The 16,779-nt window shown below is 64.3% G+C and carries 17 protein-coding genes; 10 read left to right on the top strand and 7 right to left on the bottom strand.

Going from position 1 to position 16,779, the window contains the following annotated elements:
* Position 1 precedes the first annotated feature (1 nt).
* Together CAF92_RS18140 and CAF92_RS18135 are read right to left on the bottom strand one after the other, a co-directional pair.
* Complete coding sequence (locus tag CAF92_RS18140) at positions 2-478, bottom strand: YchJ family protein (protein ID WP_015271542.1); 477 nt, start codon at positions 476-478, stop codon at positions 2-4.
* A 2-nt stretch (positions 479-480) separates the two neighbouring features.
* Positions 481-975 (bottom strand): DUF6231 family protein, encoded by a 495-nt coding sequence (locus CAF92_RS18135; RefSeq protein WP_085601545.1) that lies wholly within the window; start codon positions 973-975, stop codon positions 481-483.
* Between the two features lie 159 nt (positions 976-1,134).
* Here CAF92_RS18135 and CAF92_RS18130 point away from each other — a divergent pair, with 159 nt between their 5' ends.
* From CAF92_RS18130 to CAF92_RS18115, 4 genes are all read left to right on the top strand, one after another.
* A complete protein-coding gene (locus tag CAF92_RS18130; protein WP_003258902.1) occupies positions 1,135-1,827 on the top strand; it encodes an OmpA family protein in 693 nt (230 codons plus the stop codon).
* Between the two features lie 90 nt (positions 1,828-1,917).
* Positions 1,918-2,637 carry an OmpA family protein gene (locus CAF92_RS18125; RefSeq protein ID WP_085601544.1) on the top strand — a complete coding sequence of 240 codons (720 nt, stop codon included), beginning with the start codon at positions 1,918-1,920 and terminating at the stop codon, positions 2,635-2,637.
* Between the two features lie 98 nt (positions 2,638-2,735).
* A complete protein-coding gene (locus CAF92_RS18120) occupies positions 2,736-3,011 on the top strand; it encodes a DUF1145 domain-containing protein (protein ID WP_025340369.1) in 276 nt (91 codons plus the stop codon).
* The gene (locus CAF92_RS18115; RefSeq protein ID WP_085601543.1) at positions 3,004-3,762 is read left to right on the top strand and encodes a collagen pro alpha-chain precursor; all 759 of its coding nucleotides are present in this window, start codon (positions 3,004-3,006) and stop codon (positions 3,760-3,762) included. Before CAF92_RS18120 ends, CAF92_RS18115 begins: the two co-directional genes overlap by 8 nt.
* A 74-nt stretch (positions 3,763-3,836) precedes the next feature.
* Here the strand turns inward: CAF92_RS18115 and CAF92_RS18110 are convergent, their stop codons facing one another.
* On the bottom strand, positions 3,837-4,301 hold the full coding sequence (locus CAF92_RS18110) for a CopD family protein (protein ID WP_046614729.1): 465 nt from the start codon (positions 4,299-4,301) through the stop codon (positions 3,837-3,839).
* A gap of 98 nt (positions 4,302-4,399) precedes the next feature.
* On the opposite strand from CAF92_RS18110, the gene dinG reads away from it, so the two are divergent.
* The 5 genes from dinG to pdxH all read left to right on the top strand — a co-directional run bounded on the left by dinG (position 4,400) and on the right by pdxH (position 11,973).
* A complete protein-coding gene (dinG, locus tag CAF92_RS18105; RefSeq protein ID WP_046614728.1) occupies positions 4,400-6,544 on the top strand; it encodes an ATP-dependent DNA helicase DinG in 2,145 nt (714 codons plus the stop codon).
* A 78-nt stretch (positions 6,545-6,622) separates the two neighbouring features.
* Positions 6,623-8,857: a beta-galactosidase gene (locus tag CAF92_RS18100; protein WP_085601542.1), complete on the top strand. Its 2,235-nt coding sequence runs from the start codon at positions 6,623-6,625 to the stop codon at positions 8,855-8,857.
* A 227-nt stretch (positions 8,858-9,084) separates the two neighbouring features.
* Entirely contained in the window at positions 9,085-10,230 is a 1,146-nt protein-coding gene (locus tag CAF92_RS18095; RefSeq protein ID WP_085601541.1) for a serine hydrolase domain-containing protein, read from the top strand.
* A 99-nt stretch (positions 10,231-10,329) separates the two neighbouring features.
* On the top strand, positions 10,330-11,307 hold the full coding sequence (locus tag CAF92_RS18090; protein ID WP_046614725.1) for an OmpA family protein: 978 nt from the start codon (positions 10,330-10,332) through the stop codon (positions 11,305-11,307).
* Between the two features lie 18 nt (positions 11,308-11,325).
* On the top strand, positions 11,326-11,973 hold the full coding sequence (gene pdxH, locus CAF92_RS18085; protein WP_046614724.1) for a pyridoxamine 5'-phosphate oxidase: 648 nt from the start codon (positions 11,326-11,328) through the stop codon (positions 11,971-11,973).
* A gap of 39 nt (positions 11,974-12,012) precedes the next feature.
* Here pdxH and CAF92_RS18080 read toward each other — a convergent pair whose 3' ends face one another.
* On the bottom strand, positions 12,013-12,246 hold the full coding sequence (locus tag CAF92_RS18080) for a hypothetical protein (RefSeq protein ID WP_085601540.1): 234 nt from the start codon (positions 12,244-12,246) through the stop codon (positions 12,013-12,015).
* A gap of 147 nt (positions 12,247-12,393) precedes the next feature.
* On the opposite strand from CAF92_RS18080, the gene CAF92_RS18075 reads away from it, so the two are divergent.
* Positions 12,394-12,858 carry a glycine zipper 2TM domain-containing protein gene (locus CAF92_RS18075; RefSeq protein ID WP_085601539.1) on the top strand — a complete coding sequence of 155 codons (465 nt, stop codon included), beginning with the start codon at positions 12,394-12,396 and terminating at the stop codon, positions 12,856-12,858.
* A 68-nt stretch (positions 12,859-12,926) separates the two neighbouring features.
* Here the strand turns inward: CAF92_RS18075 and nhaA are convergent, their stop codons facing one another.
* From nhaA to CAF92_RS18060, 3 genes are all read right to left on the bottom strand, one after another.
* Positions 12,927-14,102: a Na+/H+ antiporter NhaA gene (gene nhaA / locus CAF92_RS18070; protein WP_085601538.1), complete on the bottom strand. Its 1,176-nt coding sequence runs from the start codon at positions 14,100-14,102 to the stop codon at positions 12,927-12,929.
* Between the two features lie 312 nt (positions 14,103-14,414).
* Complete coding sequence (locus CAF92_RS18065; protein ID WP_085601537.1) at positions 14,415-16,022, bottom strand: NAD(P)/FAD-dependent oxidoreductase; 1,608 nt, start codon at positions 16,020-16,022, stop codon at positions 14,415-14,417.
* 103 nt (positions 16,023-16,125) lie between these two features.
* The gene (locus CAF92_RS18060) at positions 16,126-16,773 is read right to left on the bottom strand and encodes a COG3650 family protein (protein ID WP_371916246.1); all 648 of its coding nucleotides are present in this window, start codon (positions 16,771-16,773) and stop codon (positions 16,126-16,128) included.
* Positions 16,774-16,779 lie beyond the last annotated feature (6 nt).

Raw genomic sequence — 16,779 nt, 5'->3', positions numbered from 1 at the left:
TTCAGCTACCCACGTAACTGGCGCAGCATTTCTTGAACTTCTGCCCGCTGGCGCAGGGGCAGGGGTCGTTACGCCCGGCCTTGAGCCCGACCGTGGGGTCGATGAAGTACCAGCGCCCGGCATGCTGGACGAATGCCGAGCGCTCGCGGTGCTGATGGTCACCCTCCTGGTCGTGCCAGCGTGCAGTGAAGGTGACAAAACCGTGCTCTGGCTGGCCGCCGAGCACCTCCGCACTTTCTACCTCCAGGCCCAACCAGGTGCTCTGGGCGCTCCAGGCAGCCATGGCAGCGCGATCCAGGCCAGCTTGCTGGGCTGGCAGAGTGGTGGCCACCAGATAGTCGACCAGGCCCAGCACGTAGGCACTGTAGCGTGAGCGCATCAGCGCCTGGGCATCCGGTGCCGGGGTGCCAGCATGGTAATGCCCGCAGCAGGCGTCGAGCAGGTTGCCACTGCCACAAGGGCAGACCGAGACACTCATCATCACCACCAGTACTTGCCGAAGTTTTCAGGGTTGGCCCAGAACTTGGCATTCAGCCAGTCCGGTACCTGCTTGTAGTCATGTAGATCATAGGTGAACAGGCTCAATACCTGCTGGTCACGGCGGAATTTCTCGCTGGCCGACAGGGCCAGGGCAAAGAAATCGGTGTCTTGCCAGCCACAGGCGCCCAGGTCGGCAAGCACCGCGACCCGGCTGGCATTGAGGTTGCGAATGCCGCCGAGCAACTCCAGGCCGGTGCGTTTGGGCAGGTGCTCCAGGCAGTCCACCAGTACCGCCAGGTCAAAGCGCTGGGCTGCCAGTTCGGCCGGCAGCGGGCCTGGGGCGGCTGTGGCGATGGTTACCTGTGGGTGCGCCTTGGCGAAGGCGTCCAGCGCCGGGAAACGCGTGCCCACCAGCAGCAGGCGTTGCGGGGTGAAGCGCTCGAGCAGGGCCGCCAGGGCCTGCTGCGGGGTGCGCTGGGAAAAACCGTCGGTCATTGGCAATCCTCGTTGAAGTCGTCCAAGACTAGCGGGCCGCAGCGTGCGGGCAAAGAGGCATGTGGCTGTGTCGTGGCTTATTGGTGGCAGGGATCAGATGCTCGGTCTTTACTCCCTGAAATCGGCCTTATGCCGATTCCCCCTAGGAGAAGCAATGAAATGAGCATAGTACGCACAGCGATACCCCTGGTTCTGCTCACCAGTGTGTTGACTGGTTGTGCAGGTTTGCAAAAGACCGACTGGCCGAAATGTGCCGCCGTCGGGGGTGTAAGCGGCGCTGCCCTGGGCGCCATCGAGAGCTCCAGCTGGGCTGGTTGGGGCGCGTTGCTGGGTGGTGGCCTGGCGGCAGGCTATTGCTGGGCCCATGGCGATGGCGACGAGGATGGCGACGGTGTGCCGGACAGCCGTGACAAGTGCCCAGGTACCCCGCGCGGTGTGCAGGTCGATGCCAACGGCTGCCCACCGGAGCCGGCCGCAGTGGTCGAGGAAGTGGTGGTGCAGAAGGAAGAAGTCATCGTCATCCGCGATGTGCACTTCGAGTTCGACTCTGCGCGCCTGACCGCCAGCGACAAGGAGCGCCTCAACACCATTGCCACGCGCCTGAAACAGGAAGCGCCGTCCGCCCGCCTGAGCGTCAGCGGCCATACCGACAGCGTCGGCTCCGACAGCTACAACCAGAAACTGTCCGAGCGCCGCGCCCACTCGGTGACCGACTACCTGGTCGAGAGCGGAGTACCGCGCAGCAGCTTCGTGTCGGTGGTAGGGGCTGGTGAAACCCAGCCGGTGGCAGACAACGCCACGGCCGAGGGGCGCGCCATGAACCGCCGTACCGAGATCAAGATCCAGCGGTAGAGCGACTTGCGCCCGTGCCTTGAGCAGTGGCACGGGCGTGTCTTCAACGGCAGTCAGCCGTCCGTGGCCAATGACACAGGAGCATTCAGCATGAGTGTGACGTCGAAAGCGGCGCTGCCGCTGTTGGTGGCTGCCAGCCTGCTCGCGGGCTGCGCCACCCAAAGCGATGGTAGCGCGCCACTCAACCAGAGGACCTGGCCCATCTGCAGCCTGCTCGGCGGCCTGGTCGGTGGTGGCCTGGGCGCCATCGAAAGCTCGAGTTGGGCGGCTGGTGGCGGTGCCCTTGGTGCCATTGCCGGGGGGCTGATCTGTTACGTCCAGGATGGTGACGAAGATGGCGATGGCATTTTCGACCGCCGCGATCGTTGCCCCGATACCCCGGCAAACACTGCGGTCGACCATATGGGGTGCCCGTTGAAGGTGTACCCCGTATCGCCGCCTGCCACTGAACCCGAACCCTCGCCGGAGGTGATCATCCTGGATGACAACGGCGCGGTGATGTTCGCCTTCGATTCCGCCGAGCTGACCCCGGCGGCCCAGCAGCGCCTGCAAGGCCTGGTGGCAAAACTCGATTCACCGACGGTGGCCAAAGTCAGCGTGATCGGACATACGGATAACGTAGGCTCCGACAGCTACAACCAGGCACTTTCCGAACGCCGCGCCAGCAGCGTGGCCGTTTACCTGATCAGCCAGGGGCTGGAGGCGGGCAAGGTCACCAGCCAGGGGCGCGGTGAGAGTGAGCCGCTCAGCGACAACGAAAGCGAGGAGGGCCGCGCCCGCAACCGACGGGTGGAACTGCACCTCAACTGAGTGGTGCTGGCGCCTGTCTTGACATTGCGGTTAATGTTGGCCGCACGGCCCGCTCGAACGGGCCGGCTCGACATAACAACAATCCATGGGGGCGGGATATGAAGTTCATCCTGGGCTTGGGCAAGGTCCTGACTGTCGCTTTCTGGGGTGTGGTGCTGTTCAATCAGTTGATGCCACAACCCTTGCCCTTCAACCTGCTGATCAACGCCGCCGGCATCACCTTGCTCGGCCTGCACCTGCTCGAAGTGTTGTTCTTCAATGGCAGCCTGCGCGGGCGCAGCCACCGCTGGTTCGATCGTCTGCAGATCCTGTTGACGGGTATCTTCCATGTCATGTCCATTCCCCGTGTGCAGGAGGCGCCGCGAAATGCGTAATTTGATGTTGCTGGCCATGTTGGCCGCTCCCCTGGCCCAGGCCGAAAGCCTGGAGGTCGCTGCCAATTCCATGCTTCGCCTGCCCGACAAGTCGGCTAGCGTGCACCTGGCACAGTTGCGTGTCGCCGATGCCGCAACCCTGCTGCTGCCTGCCACGCTGGCGGAATTGAAGGTCGACCAGCTGGAACTGGGGCGCGATGCGCGTATCGCCATTGCTCCGTCCGATAGCCCGTTGCTGATCGAGGCGCGCAGCGCACGGCTGGGTGAGGGTAGTGAATTCAGTGCGCCGGGGGCGGCGGGCACCTACCAGCGGGGAGCCCGGTCTGGCCGCAGCCTGGACCTGAAACTGGCTGAAGTGGATGCCGAGCGCCTGGCTATCGATGCCCGTGGCGGTGACGGTGCGCCAGGGTACGTGGGACTCGATGGCGCTAACGGCCAGGCCGGTGGCTGCACCTGGGGCCAGGCCAGCCGCGGTGCCAATGGCGATGACGGCGGCAACGGGCACGATGGTGCGCCGGGTGGGCGCATCCGCTTGAGCGTGCCGCAGGGCTTCCCGCAGGAGCGCATCGTGGTGCGCCTGGACGGCGGCGCACCGGGCAAGGCCGGGGCTGCAGGCAAGGCCGGCAAGGGCGGGGCTAGCAAGGGGTGCCTGGTGTACCGCACAGACGCCGGCGCAAATGGCCGACCGGGCCAGCCGGGCCAGCCTGGGTTGGCCGGCGCTGCAGGTGAGCTGATTCTGCAGCGCCTCTGAAGCCTTGCTGCGCCCCCTGTAGGAGCGGCCTTGTGTCGCGATGGGCTGCTCCTACACGGGCTGCGCAGATCCTGTCAGAGCATCAGCCGCGAACTGGCCACGGCTACCACCGCCAGGCCCAGCAGCAGGTTGATCCCTACCATCCGCCGAATCCGCCCCAGCACTGCCGCACCCGCCGGCCAGTCCTCGGCCTGCACCGCCGCCCTCAGCTCCGGCAGCAGCAACGCCTGGATGCGCATGAACAGGGCAAACATGGCGATGCCCCCACCGATCATCACCTGCACATACTTCGGTGCAGTCTCGAAGCCGCTGAAGCGCATGTGCAACATGCCGATACCACTTATCGCCAAAATCGCCACGGCCAGCCAGACCCAACCGAAGAAGCGTCGGAAAACTTCTACCCACAAGCGCAGCCGGGCAGGCCCCTCAAGGGCTGCAACCGTTGCCGGGCGCAGCACCAGCCAGGCGAAGAACATGCCGCCGACCCACACCAGGGCGGCAATGACATGCAGTGTGTAGGGCAAGGCAAAGGCAAGCATCTGGATCTCCATGCGGCATAAAGGGCAATAGCGGGGTATGATAGCCGCCCCATGCGAAACACTGAAAATATATCCAGCCCTCCGGGCGCCTGCAGACCATGATCAGCAACGAACTCAAAGCCACTATCCAGGGCGCCTATACGCGTTTTCTCGAAGCCAAGAGCCTCAAACCGCGCTATGGCCAGCGCCTGATGATCGCCGAAGTGGCCAAGGTGCTCGGCGACATCGCCTGCGACGAGGAAGGCCGCCGTGCCGGCGAGCCTGCCGTGGTGGCAGTGGAGGCGGGCACCGGTACCGGCAAGACGGTGGCCTACAGCCTGGCTGCCATTCCGGCCGCCAAGGCCGCCGGCAAGCGCCTGGTGATCGCCACCGCCACCGTGGCGCTGCAGGAGCAGATCGTCTTCAAGGACCTGCCCGACCTCATGCGCAGCAGCGGGCTGAACTTCAGCTTCGCCCTGGCCAAGGGCCGTGGCCGCTACCTGTGCCTGTCCAAGCTCGACATCCTGCTGCAGGAGGGCCACGCCCAGTCCGCCACCGCCCAGCTGTTCGAGGAAGAAGGCTTCCACATCGAAGTCGACGAGCGCAGCCAGAAGCTGTTCAACAGCATGATCGAGAAGCTTGCCGGCAACCGCTGGGACGGTGACCGCGACAGCTGGCCAGAAGCCCTGGAAGACCAGGACTGGGCACGCCTGACCACCGACCACAGCCAGTGCACCGGCCGTCATTGCCCGAACTTCCAGCAGTGCGTGTTCTACAAGGCCCGCGAAGGCATGGGCAAGGTCGATGTGATCGTCACCAACCACGACATGGTGCTGGCCGACCTGGCCCTGGGCGGCGGCGCGGTATTGCCCGACCCGCGCGACACCATGTACGTGTTCGACGAAGGCCACCACCTGCCGGACAAGGCCATCGGCCATTTCGCCCACTATTCGCGCCTGCGCTCCACTGCCGACTGGCTGGAACAGACCGCCAAGAACCTGACCAAGCTGCTGGCCCAGCACCCGCTGCCCGGTGACCTTGGCAAGTACATCGAGCAGGTGCCAGAGCTTGCGCGGGAAGTGCGCACCCAGCAGCAGTTCATGTTCACCCTGTGCGAGCAGGTTGCCGACTTCCGCCCCAGCGAGGACAACGAAGGCCGTGAGCGCCCGCGCTACCGCTTCGAAGGCGGTGTGGTGCCGGAGCAGATTCGCGAAGTGGGCATCGAGCTGAAAAAGGGCTTTGCTCGCCTCAACGACCTGTTCACTCGCCTGGCCGACCTGCTCAAGGAAGGCATGGACGGTGAGGTCAACATCGGCATCGCCAGCCACCAGGCCGAGGAGTGGTACCCGCTGTTCGGAAGCCTGGTCACCCGTGCCCAGGGCAACTGGGAGCTGTGGACGGCCTTTACCGCCGAAGACCCGGAAGACAGCCCGCCCATGGCCCGCTGGCTGACCCTGGCCGAGAGCGGTGCGCTGTTCGATATCGAAGTCAACGCCAGCCCCATCCTGGCCGCCGAAATGCTCCGCCGCAGTCTGTGGAGCGTGGCCCATGGCGCGCTGGTGACCTCGGCGACGCTGACCGCGCTCGGCAAGTTCGACCGTTTCCGCATGCGCTCGGGGTTGCCGCGTGACGCGGTCACCTGCGTGGTGCCCAGTCCGTTCGTGCATGGCGATGCCGGCCTGCTGCGGGTCCCCGACCTCAAGGCCGACCCGCGCGATGCAGCGGCGCATACCGCGGCAATCATCCGCGAACTGCCGAGTATCGTGGAAGAGGCCCGTGGCGCGCTGGTGCTGTTCTCCTCGCGCAAGCAGATGCAGGACGTGTTCGATGGACTGGACCGTGACTGGCGCAAGCTGGTGCTGATCCAGGGCAACCTGTCCAAACAGGAAACCCTGAACAAGCACAAGGCGCGGGTAGATGATGGCCAGCACAGCGTGCTGTTCGGCCTGGCCAGCTTTGCCGAGGGTGTCGACCTGCCGGGTGCCTACTGCGAGCACGTGGTGATCGCCAAGATTCCCTTTGCCGTGCCAGACGACCCGGTCGAAGCGGCGCTGGCCGAGTGGATCGAGGCTCGCGGCGGCAACCCGTTCATGGAAATTGCCGTGCCCGACGCGTCGCTTCGGCTGATCCAGGCCTGCGGCCGCCTGCTGCGAACCGAGCAGGACCGCGGTGTCATCACCTTGCTTGACCGGCGTCTGGTCACCCAACGCTATGGCAAGGCTATTCTCAATGCGCTGCCGCCGTTCCGGCGGGAGATTTCCTGACCGCCGGAGCACTTGCTCTGGCGCGTTGTCCATACTCAGTCGTGGGCCATGAGGGCCCTGAAGGAGAGCCCCAGCCTTATGGTCCGCCGTACCCTGCCCGCCGTTTTCGCCCTGTTGTTCAGCTCGCCTTTGCTGGCTGGGCAGCAGACGCTTTTCAGCTTCGTGCGCCCGGCCTCGGTGGTCAACGTGGTGACCGAGGATGCCGGTATGCCGCAGTACAACGCGGAGCAAACGGCCGAAGGCGAAGTGTTGCGGCGCGTGGTGTTCAACCCTGCCCAGCGGCCGACCCTGCGCCTGAGCCCGCAAAGCGGTGTATGGGACTGGTCCGGCGGTCAGTTCCTGACCTTGCGACTGCAAAGCGCGATGGATTGGGCGCTGACCGTGGACGTCATGGTACAGAGCAGTGATGGCCGCACGTTGACCAGCCGCATCGACCTACCGGCCGGGCCTGCACAAACCGTGATGGTACCGCTGACGGCCAGTTCGCCGCTGAGCCAGGGCATGCGCGCCGGCCCGCCCATGCCCTGGAACCATGGCGGCCAGCGCCTGCTGCTGACCAGCAGCGCCGGCGCGCTCGACCTCAAGCAGGTGGTGTCGGTCAGCCTGAGTATCCCCAACCCCAAGGTGGCGCAGAACCTGTTGATCGAGCGGGTCGGCATCCAGGATGACGACCAGGCCTACAAGGCGGCCTACCAGGAGCTGATCGATGCCTATGGCCAGTCCACCCGCGGCCATTGGCCTGAAAAGGTTGCCAATGACGAGCAGCTCAAGGCGGCCGATATGCGCGAGCAGCAACAGCTCAAAGGCTGGTTGGCAGAGCGTGGCAAGCAGCCGTTGGACGCGTACGGTGGCCTGCTGGCCGGGCCGGCGTTCGAGGCCAAAGGCTTTTTCCGCACCGAAAAGCGTGACGGCCGCTGGTACCTGGTAACGCCCGAGGGGCATCCGTTCTACTCCCTGGGGGTGAATGCCGTGGCCGCGGATGGCGGGCGTACCTACATCGCCGGGCGTGAGGGAATGTTCAAGGCGTTGCCGGGCGAGGGGGATGCACTGGCCGCATTCTATGGCGACGGCAACAACGACGACGGCAACCCCTCGTCGCAGGGGCGCAACTTCAAACAGGGGCGCTGGTTCGATTTTTATGCCGCCAACCTGCAGCGCACCTATGGCAAACCCTGTTCGCCCGCGGTAGAAGGGCAGCCGGCCAACTGCCCTCCATTGGCGCTTGATACCGCCCGTTGGCAGGCGCATGCGCTCGATCGCCTGCAGGCCTGGGGTTTCAACACGGTCGGCAACTGGAGCGAACCGGCCCTGGGCCAGGCCAGGCGCATGCCGTACACCTTGCCGTTATCGATCGTCGGGGATTACGCCAGCATCAGCACTGGCATGGACTGGTGGGGCCGCATGCCCGACCCGTTCGACCCGCGTTTTGCCATGGCCACCGAACGCGCCGTGGCCATTGCCGCCCGCGATCACCGTGACGACCCCTGGCTGATCGGCTATTTCGCTGACAACGAACTGGCCTGGGCCGCCCCCGGTAGTGACGCGAAGGCGCGTTACGGCCTGGCCTACGGAACCTTGCGCCTGACCACCGATGTACCGGCCAAGCGCGCTTTCCTCAAGCAGCTGCGTGACAAATACCGCAACCAGGAAGGCTTGTCCAAGGCATGGGGCATCGAGCTGACCGCCTGGGAACTGATGGAAGACCCAGGCTTCGAGGCACCGTTACCCAACCCGGAGCACCCGGAAATCGAGCGTGACTACCAGCACTTTCAGCAAGTGTTCGCCGAAACCTACTTCAAGACCATTGCCGACTCGTTGAAGTGGCATGCGCCCAATCACCTGCTGCTGGGTGGCCGCTATGCCGTCAGCACGCCGGAGGCGGTCAAGGCCTGCGCCGAGTTCTGCGATGTGCTCAGCTTCAACTTCTATACCCTCAAACCGCAGGACGGCTACGACTTTGCCCGCCTGGCCGAGCTGGACAAGCCGGTACTGGTGTCCGAGTTCCAGTTCGGCTCGCGCGATCGCGGGCCGTTCTGGCCGGGGCCGCTGGAAGTAGCGCGGGAAGAAGACCGCGGCCCGGCCTACGGCAACTTCCTCAAGGCAGCCCTGGCGCAGCCGATGATCGTTGGCGCGCACTGGTTCCAGTACCTTGACCAGCCGGCCAGCGGCCGCCTGCTCGATGGCGAGAACGGCCACCTTGGGTTGGTGGCGATCACCGATGTGCCTTACCCGGGGTTTGTCGATGCCGTGCGCAAGAGCAACTTGCAGGCAATGAGCCAGCTGCGAGCCCAACTGGAAAAACCGGCGCCCTAGCCCAGGTCGACGCGGTCTTTTTGTGGGAGCGGCCTTGCGTCGCGAAAGGACTGCGGAGCAGTCCCCTCATTTCAGCGGCGCTGTATAAATTGCCGGGGCTGCTGCGCAGCCCATCGCGACACAAGGCCGCTCCCACAGTGACCACCCAGCCCAAGCCAGTTTGCAAAACGCCAAACTACTGAAACAATGCACACCATTTTCGGAATTGGTCGTACGGAGAACAGCGGGTGCAGATCCAGGGTCACTATGAGCTGAAGTTCGAAGCAGTGCGCGAAGCCTTTGCCGCGCTGTTCGATGATCCCCAGGAGCGTGGCGCCGCGCTGTGCATCCAGGTCGGTGGCGAAACCGTGGTCGACCTGTGGGCTGGCTGTGCCGACAAGGACGGCCAGCAGGCCTGGCACAGCGATACCATCGCCAACCTGTTCTCCTGCACCAAGACCTTCACCGCTGTCACCGCCCTGCAACTGGTCGGCGAGGGCAAGCTGGCGCTCGATGCGCCGGTGGCCAACTATTGGCCCGAGTTCGCCCAGGCAGGCAAACAGGCGATCACCCTGCGCCAGTTGCTCAGCCACCGTGCCGGTCTGCCGGCCATCCGTGAGCTGCTGCCGGCCGAGGCGCTGTATGACTGGCAGGCCATGGTCGATGCGCTGGCAGCCGAAACGCCCTGGTGGAAACCCGGCACCGAGCACGGCTACGCCGCCATTACTTATGGCTGGCTGATCGGCGAGCTGATCCGCCGTGCCGACGGCCGTGGCCCCGGCGACTCGATCGTGGCCCGTACCGCTCGGCCGTTGGGGCTGGATTTTCATGTCGGCCTGGCGGACGATGAGTTCCATCGCGTAGCGCATATCGCCCGTGGCAAGGGCAACGCCGGGGACGCCGCGGCGCAGCGCCTGCTGCAGGTGACCATGCGCGAGCCCGAGGCCCTGTCGACCCGTGCCTTCACCAACCCGCCGGCGATACTGACCAGTACCAACAAGCCTGAGTGGCGGCGCATGCAGCAGCCAGCGGCCAATGGTCATGGGAATGCGCGTAGCCTGGCGGGTTTCTATGCCGGGTTGCTGGACGGTAGCCTGCTCGAATCCGAACTGCTCGACGAACTGACCCGTGAGCACAGCATCGGGCAGGATCGCACCCTGCTCACCCAGACGCGTTTTGGCCTGGGCTGCATGCTCGACCAGCCCGATGTGGCCAATGCCACCTTCGGCCTCGGGGCCCGCGCCTTCGGCCATCCAGGCGCTGGCGGCTCGGTCGGTTTCGCTGACCCGGAACACGATGTGGCCTTCGGTTTGGTGGTCAATACCCTCGGCCCTTATGTGCTCATGGACCCGCGAGCCCAGAAACTGGTACGTGTCCTTGCCAGTTGCCTTTGATCGGGTAATGCGGGTGTTGCCCCACCCCTTTGACTATCCTCAATGCCAACGCCTGAAGCGTGTAGGCAAAATTTCTTTCTATTTCATGGTGTATCGCTGATGTCTTCACACAAAACCTTAGCACTCGCCCTGTGCCTGACCGCCGTTACAGGCTGCGCCAGTCACCCCCAGGACGGCTCGAAGGACAGCGCCTCGAGCTGGTGGCCCTTTGGTTCGGAAAAGGTTGCCGAGCAGGAAGTGAAGGAAGCCGTCACTGAAAACGTGGCCAAGGCCGACGCCAAGTCCGACAACGCCAGCCGTTGGTGGTGGCCGTTTGGCGGTGAAGAAAAGCAGGCAAAGGGGCCGGTGGTACCGAAGATCGACCAGAAGGCCACCCAGGCCTGGCTGGACGAGTACGAGCCCAAGCTGCGTGAGGCGATCAAGGGCAGCAAGCTGGAGCTGGAGCGCCGTGACAACGTGCTGGCCGTAACCATCCCGGTGGACAGCTCGTACAACCCCGATCGTCCGAACATGCTGCTGCCGATGACCCTGGGCCCGATCACCCGTGTGGCCAAGACCGTCGAAGGCGATGCCAAGACCGCCGTGCTGGTGCTTGGCCATGCCGACAGCAGCGGTGTCGCTGCTGCCAACCAGAAGCTCAGCCTGGAGCGCGCCGCTTCGGTGTCGGCCATTTTCCGCCTCAGCGGCTTGCAGCGTGATCGCCTGAACCTCAAGGGCATGGGCTCGGAAATGCCGCGCGCCGCCAACGACAGCGCCGAGGGCCGTGCCCTGAACCGCCGTGTGGAAATGCTGTTGACCCCGCAGAACACCATGGTCGCCCTGCTGGCCAAGTACCAGCAAGCCGCTCCGGCGCGGGCCCCGATGGTGGCGGTGCAGGACGTCAAGGCGCCTGCTGCCAAGCCTGCCGACAGCAAGCCGGCCACCAAGGCTGCGGCGAAGAAACCTGTCACCAAAGCCAAGGCCAAGGCGCCTGCCAAGACAACGGCCAAGAAAAAAGCCGCGCCGGCCAAGCCCGTCGCCAAGAAAGCTACCGTTGACAAGAAAGTAGCTGCAAACAGCCCTGCGAAGACCAACTGATCGTCAAGGAACGCAGCAATGACCCAATCCCTGGCTGATATGCGCCGCGACTACACCCGCGATGGCCTGGCTGAAGCCCAGGCCCCGGGGGAGCCGTTCGCCCTGTTCCACCAGTGGTTCGCCGACGCGGTGAAAACCGAGCAGGTACCGGTGGAAGCCAACGCCATGACCCTGGCCACTGTCGATGGTGAAGGCCGTCCTCATTGTCGTATCTTGTTGCTGAAGGGGCTCGATGAGCGTGGTTTCACCTTCTTCACGAACTACGATAGCGCCAAGGGCCAGCAACTGCTGTTCAACCCTTTCGCCGCCATGACCTTCTTCTGGCCTGCACTGGAGCGCCAGGTGCGCATCGAAGGGCGTGTGGAAAAGGTCACGCCTGAGGAATCTGACGCCTACTACCAGGTGCGCCCGCTGGGCAGCCGCCTGGGGGCATGGGCTTCGCCGCAGAGCCAGGTAATCGCCAGCCGTGAGGAGCTGGAGCTGCTGGTCAAGGCCACCGAGGCGCGCTTCTGCGACACTCAGCCGCATTGTCCGGAACATTGGGGTGGGTATCGTTTGCTGCCTGAACGCATCGAATTCTGGCAGGGGCGGGCCAGTCGCCTGCATGACCGACTGAACTACCGGCTGGTGGATGGGCAATGGCTGCGGGAGCGGTTGGCGCCCTGAAATTGTGGGGCCGCTTTGCGGCCCTTTCGCGACACAAGGCTATCCCGGAAACCCGGCAGCCTCCCGCTCCAACCACCCCGCCAACTGCTTGCGTCCCACCTTCTCCACGCGCGCCTGCTCCAGCCTTTGCAGCATATACGCGCGCTTTTCTGGGGCCGACCCAGCCAGCGACAATGCCAGGTCACGGTCCATCCAGCGGCGCATGCGCACATACAGCCACCAGTGGAAGTAAAGCCCCGCGACGGTGGTGACCACGACGATGAAGTAATCCATGGCTATCCTTGGTCTCACTTGAAATGGCCTCGACACAGCCATGCAGGCTGTACCCTGGCTGAATGAAAACAATTTTATTACGTTTGTACCGTGACAGCGGTCAACCTGCAGCGTCTAATGGACACCTGACTTATGGAGACTTTACCCATGCCTAAATCCGCTTTGCTGGTGGCGACCTTTACCACCATGTCGTTGTTGCTGGGTGGCTGTGCCTCGAGCCTGACCGGTGACAGCTACTCCCGTGATGAAGCCCGCCGCGTGCAAACCGTGCGCATGGGCACCATCGAGTCCCTGCGTCCGGTCAAGATCGAGGGCACCAAGACCCCGATCGGTGGTGGTGCTGGCGCCATCGTCGGTGGTGTGGCCGGCAGCGCCGTGGGTGGTGGTCGTGGCAGCATCGTTGCCGCCGTGATCGGTGCCGTTGCCGGTGGCCTGGCCGGTTCCGCCGCCGAAGAAGGCTTGACTCGTACCCAGGGTGTCGAAATCACCGTGCGTGAGGACGATGGCAGCATGCGGGCCTATGTGCAGGCCGTACAGCAGAATGAGATCTTCCGCGTTGGCGACCGCGTACGCATCATGACCGTCGACGGCACCAGCCGCGTTACGCACTGACCGTAGCCCAACAAGAAAAACCCCGACATGGCGCTCGCCAGTCGGGGTTTTTTCATGCTGCGACCAGGTCAGCCGACGTTGGGCTTGCGGCTGGCCATGGCGGTTACCGCATAGCCGATCACGGCGGCGAAGAACGAGCCGGTGAGAATACCCATGCGGTCCATACCGGCGTAATCACTGCTGCCAGGTACAAAGGCGAGCGAGCCGACGAACAGGCTCATGGTGAAGCCGATGCCGCAAAGTATCGCCACACCCAGCAATTGCCCCCAACTGGCGCCGACAGGCAGCGCGGCCAGGCGCAGCTTGACCGCGACCCAGGTCAGCCCGAAGACCCCCACGGTCTTGCCCAGCAGCAGCCCGACGGCGATGCCCAGTGGCACCGGGTGGGTGAAACTGTCTACGGTCATGCCTGCCAGCGATACACCGGCATTGGCGAAAGCGAACAGTGGCAGGATGGCGTATGCGACCCACGGGTGCAGGGCGTGTTCCAGGGCGAGCAGTGGCGAGCGTTCGGCATGGCGCGTGCGCAGCGGGATGCACAGGGCCAGGGCTACCCCGGCCAGGGTGGCATGCACACCGCTCTTGAGCACGCAGACCCACAGGATCAGGCCAACGATCATGTATGGCCCAAGCTTGACCACGCCAAGCCGGTTCATGGCCACCAGCACTATCAGGCAAGCGGCGGCCAGCAGCAACGACACGCTTGACAGGGTGCCCGAGTAGAACAGGGCAATGACGATGATCGCACCCAGATCGTCGATGATCGCCAGGGTCATCAGGAACAGTTTCAGCGACACCGGCACGCGCTTGCCCAACAGGGCCAGTACGCCGAGGGCGAAGGCGATGTCGGTGGCGGTAGGGATCGCCCAACCGGCCACGGCGGCAGGGTTGTCACGGTTGATGAACCAGTAGATCAGTGCCGGAATCACCATGCCGCCCACGGCGGCGGTGGCAGGCAGGATCACCTGGGAGGGCTTGGACAGGTGGCCGTCGACCACCTCGCGCTTGACCTCCAGGCCGATGAGCAGGAAGAACAGGGCCATCAGGCCGTCGTTGATCCACAGCAGCAACGGTTTGGCGATATGCAGCGCGCCGACCTGGACGGCGACGGGAACGTCGAGCAGGCCGCTATACAGATAGGACAGCGGTGAGTTGTTGATGACCAGGGCCAGAATGGCCGCGGCGATCAGCAACAGGCCGCTGGCGGCTTCGAGCTGGAAGAAGCGGGTGAACAGGCTACGCACGGGCTATAGGCTCTCCATGAGCAGTTGACGATGGAACGGGCATACACCCTAGCCTGTGACGATATGCTTTCAAACAAAAACTATATTCGTTTTTGTTATATGGTGTTACTGGCTGGGCTGAGGGAAGACTAGATGCAGATGGGGAAGGAGTGGGGAGGGGAATTCTGATGTTTGCTGTGGATTGTTCTGATGTCGGCAGTGGCCCTTTCGCGGGTGAACCCGCTCCCACAGGTACTTCACAGTTTTCAATACCTGTGCAGTACCTGTGGGAGCGGTTTTACCCGCGAAGAGGCCCTGGCATGTAATAAAGGATCAGAGGCCGAGCATATCCCGCGCCACCGCCTCGGCGATGCGAATGCCATCGACACCCGCCGACAGGATCCCGCCCGCATACCCGGCCCCTTCACCCGCCGGGAACAGCCCCTTCAGGTTCAAACTCTGGAAGTCCTCACCGCGGGTAATGCGAAGCGGCGACGAGGTGCGGGTCTCGATCCCGGTCAGCACTGCGTCATGCAGGTTGTAGCCCTTGATCTGCCGGTCGAACGCCGGCAGGGCCTCGCGAATGGCCTCGATGGCGAAGTCCGGCAGGCTCGGGGCCAGGTCGCCCAGGGTCACACCTGGTTTGTAGGACGGCTCGACACTGCCCAGCGTTGTCGACGGCCGGCCGGCGACGAAGTCACCCACCAGCTGCGCCGGAGCCTGATAGTTGCTGCCACCCATCACATAGGCGTGGGCTTCCAGGCGCTCCTGCAGCTCGATGCCGGCCAGCGGGCCACCTGGGTAGTCGCGCTCGGGGTCGATGCCGACGACGATGCCGGAGTTGGCGTTGCGCTCGTTACGCGAGTACTGGCTCATGCCGTTGGTAACCACCCGGCCCGGCTCGCTGGTGGCGGCAACCACGGTGCCGCCCGGGCACATGCAGAAGCTGTATACCGAACGGCCATTCTTGGCGTGGTACACCAGCTTGTAGTCGGCGGCACCAAGTTTCGGATGGCCGGCGTATTTGCCCAGGCGTGCCTTGTCGATCAGCGTTTGCGGGTGTTCGATGCGGAAGCCCACCGAGAACGGTTTGGCTTCCATGTACACGCCCTTGGCATGCAGCATGCGGAAGGTGTCGCGGGCACTGTGGCCCAGGGCCAGCACCACATGGCGCGAGTGCAGCTGTTCGCCGCTCTCCAGCACCACGCCGGTCAGTTGCCCATCCTCGATCAGCAGGTCGGTGACCTTCTGCTGGAAGCGCACTTCGGCCCCCAGGGCGATCATGTCCTGGCGCATCTGCTCGACCATGCCGGTGAGGCGGAAGGTACCGATGTGCGGCTTGTTGATGTACAGGATCTCGTCCGGCGCGCCGGCCTTGACGAACTCTTCCAGTACTTTGCGGCCGTGGTGCTGCGGGTCCTTGATCTGGCTGTACAGCTTGCCGTCGGAGAAGGTACCGGCGCCGCCTTCGCCGAACTGCACGTTGGACTCGGGGTTGAGCACGCTCTTTCGCCACAGGCCCCAGGTGTCCTTGGTGCGCTGGCGCACTTCCTTGCCGCGCTCGAGGATGATCGGCTTGAAGCCCATCTGTGCCAGCAACAGGCCGGCGAAGATGCCGCACGGGCCGAAGCCGACCACGATCGGGCGCTCCTGCAGATCGGCAGGGGCCTGGCCGACGAACTTGTAGGTCACGTCTGGCGCCGGGCCGATGTTGCGATCGTCGGCGAACTTGCTGAGCAGCTCGGCTTCGTTGCTGGCTTCCAGATCGATGGTGTAGATGAACAGCAGTTCGCTGTTCTTCTTGCGCGCATCGTAGCTGCGCTTGAACAGGTTGAAGCTGAGCAGTTGCTCGTCACGGATGCCCAGGCGCTGGACGATGGCTTCACGCAGGGCTTCGTCGGGATGGTCCAGGGGCAGCTTCAGTTCGGTGATTCGTAGCATGGCAGGGTCCAGTATCCCGGCCATGGGCGGCCGGCGGCTTTACACAAACCGCCAAGTATAAGCTGTTCGCCGCCCTGACTGGCAGGATAAAAGCGCCCGGCGATCAGTTGTCGCGGGCACCGCCATAGTAACCGCAGCCTCGCAGGGTCTTGCCGTCGATGCGCAATTCGGCGCGCAGGTGGTGGATGGCGCCGGTGGCGCTGTCTACGCAGCGTTGTGGCGCGACCCACAGCTCCACGTGCTGGCCGTTGGCTTCGCTGGTCAGGGTCAGGCCACCGCCGGGCACTTCTTCCTCCAGGAAGGGGAGAGGCAGGGGTTGCTGGCCGACGCGGTTGAGCACCATGCCTTTGCCGCTGGCCTTGATGTCCCATTCCGGTTCGTGGCCGTTGGCGCGCAGGGTCAGCTGCTTGAAGTTGAGGTCTTCACAGGCGCGCGTGGAAGGCTCCAGACGGTACAGGCGGCGTACTTCCAGCTGGCCGTCGTTGTTGGCCTGCCTGCTGCCGGTGAGGCGGCCACGGACGTCGGCGAACAGCTTGTCGTTGGCGTCCTTGGCCAGGTTGGCGGCCTCCTGAAGGATGCCCGTGGCGGCGACGTCGTTGATCACGAAGGTGCGGTTTTCGCTGCACGGCTTGAACAGCAACTGGCCACCGGCGGCACGCAATTCGCCCTGCATGCGCGTGGTGCCGATGTTCGGGTCGCTGGGGGCGTCAGCCATGAGCTGGCAGCCGGCGATAGGGCCAGTACAGGCAATACATTT

The sequence above is a fragment of the Pseudomonas sp. B10(2017) genome (genome assembly GCF_002113295.1).
In the GTDB taxonomy this organism is placed as follows: domain Bacteria; phylum Pseudomonadota; class Gammaproteobacteria; order Pseudomonadales; family Pseudomonadaceae; genus Aquipseudomonas; species Aquipseudomonas pudica.
The sequence above is the reverse complement of the archived record's forward strand: the minus strand, read 5'-3'. Positions and strand labels throughout refer to the sequence as shown.

What these genes read in the sequence shown, in the direction of transcription:
- CAF92_RS18065 (WP_085601537.1), bottom strand. Translation starts at nt 16,022, where the DNA reads ATGCTACGAATCACCGAACTGAAGCTGCCCCTGGACCATCCCGACGAA.
- CAF92_RS18090 (WP_046614725.1), top strand. Translation starts at nt 10,330, where the DNA reads ATGTCTTCACACAAAACCTTAGCACTCGCCCTGTGCCTGACCGCCGTT.
- CAF92_RS18140 (WP_015271542.1), bottom strand. Translation starts at nt 478, where the DNA reads ATGAGTGTCTCGGTCTGCCCTTGTGGCAGTGGCAACCTGCTCGACGCC.
- pdxH (WP_046614724.1), top strand. Translation starts at nt 11,326, where the DNA reads ATGACCCAATCCCTGGCTGATATGCGCCGCGACTACACCCGCGATGGC.
- CAF92_RS18130 (WP_003258902.1), top strand. Translation starts at nt 1,135, where the DNA reads ATGAGCATAGTACGCACAGCGATACCCCTGGTTCTGCTCACCAGTGTG.
- CAF92_RS18135 (WP_085601545.1), bottom strand. Translation starts at nt 975, where the DNA reads ATGACCGACGGTTTTTCCCAGCGCACCCCGCAGCAGGCCCTGGCGGCC.
- CAF92_RS18120 (WP_025340369.1), top strand. Translation starts at nt 2,736, where the DNA reads ATGAAGTTCATCCTGGGCTTGGGCAAGGTCCTGACTGTCGCTTTCTGG.
- CAF92_RS18075 (WP_085601539.1), top strand. Translation starts at nt 12,394, where the DNA reads ATGCCTAAATCCGCTTTGCTGGTGGCGACCTTTACCACCATGTCGTTG.
- CAF92_RS18115 (WP_085601543.1), top strand. Translation starts at nt 3,004, where the DNA reads ATGCGTAATTTGATGTTGCTGGCCATGTTGGCCGCTCCCCTGGCCCAG.
- CAF92_RS18080 (WP_085601540.1), bottom strand. Translation starts at nt 12,246, where the DNA reads ATGGATTACTTCATCGTCGTGGTCACCACCGTCGCGGGGCTTTACTTC.
- CAF92_RS18110 (WP_046614729.1), bottom strand. Translation starts at nt 4,301, where the DNA reads ATGCTTGCCTTTGCCTTGCCCTACACACTGCATGTCATTGCCGCCCTG.
- CAF92_RS18125 (WP_085601544.1), top strand. Translation starts at nt 1,918, where the DNA reads ATGAGTGTGACGTCGAAAGCGGCGCTGCCGCTGTTGGTGGCTGCCAGC.
- dinG (WP_046614728.1), top strand. Translation starts at nt 4,400, where the DNA reads ATGATCAGCAACGAACTCAAAGCCACTATCCAGGGCGCCTATACGCGT.
- CAF92_RS18100 (WP_085601542.1), top strand. Translation starts at nt 6,623, where the DNA reads ATGGTCCGCCGTACCCTGCCCGCCGTTTTCGCCCTGTTGTTCAGCTCG.